The sequence below is a fragment of the Vibrio sp. 1402 genome (genome assembly GCF_033340275.1).
In genome coordinates this window covers 1-678 of sequence record NZ_JAWOWE010000299.1, presented here as the reverse complement: position 1 = coordinate 678, position 678 = coordinate 1, and the positions used below count along the sequence as shown (strand labels likewise).

Annotated in this window: 2 protein-coding genes and 1 pseudogene; all 3 read left to right on the top strand. The window is 45.6% G+C overall.

The features are described 5' to 3' along the window. Window positions 1-185, top strand: a 185-nt coding sequence (locus R7044_RS25685; RefSeq protein WP_225456055.1) for a FliM/FliN family flagellar motor switch protein, incomplete at its 5' end; no start/stop codon positions are given. Further along, entirely contained in the window at window positions 182-553 is a 372-nt protein-coding gene (fliN, locus tag R7044_RS25680) for a flagellar motor switch protein FliN (RefSeq protein ID WP_005462794.1), read from the top strand. The genes R7044_RS25685 and fliN, both read left to right, overlap by 4 nt. An 18-nt stretch (window positions 554-571) precedes the next feature. Next, window positions 572-678: pseudogene (locus R7044_RS25675) on the top strand (flagellar biosynthetic protein FliP); the annotation flags it as partial.

The following is a 678-nucleotide window of genomic DNA, read 5'->3' as shown; positions in this document are numbered from 1 at the left end:
TGAGTAAAAAAACGATGGCTCTAAGTGACGTTGTCAGCCTAAAACCTGATGACATCATGCCAATCGAATTACTGAATACCGTACCGGTAAGCATTGGCAATCAACCTCTCTTTACTGGCCGTATTGCTGAGCAAGACGGACAGCTTGTTTTGATTTTTAACCCGGATAAGGAAACGCAGCGATGAGCGAAGCGCCTGAAACTAAAGCGTTCGACACAGATGAACTGAACTTTGATGATTTTCAATTAGAAGACTTTGAAGCTGAAACAACGCGCCAACCTGAGCCTGTTGCTGCAGAGCGCGACCTGAGCTTTTTCAAAAGCATCCCTGTGACTGTCACGCTTGAAGTCGCAAGTAAAGAGATTCCACTTGGTGATTTGATGAAAGCGGGCGAAGGCACCGTCATTGAACTTGAAAAGCTGAATGGCGAACCGTTGGACGTAAAAGTGAACGGTTCCCTACTTGGCCATGCGGAAGTAGTTGTCGTTAATGACAAATACGGTCTTCGCTTGATTGACGTACACGATTCGGCATTAAGCGGCGTTGGTCGATAATTTTTGGTAGGCAGTACAATGAACAATCTGAGCGCTTGGCATCGTTGGTTACCTTTGTTGGTATTGGTGTCACTTTTGTTTGCATTCCCAACAATGGCAGCAGACAACGGCTTAACAATTCTGTC

What these genes read in the sequence shown, in the direction of transcription:
- fliN (WP_005462794.1), top strand. Translation starts at nt 182, where the DNA reads ATGAGCGAAGCGCCTGAAACTAAAGCGTTCGACACAGATGAACTGAAC.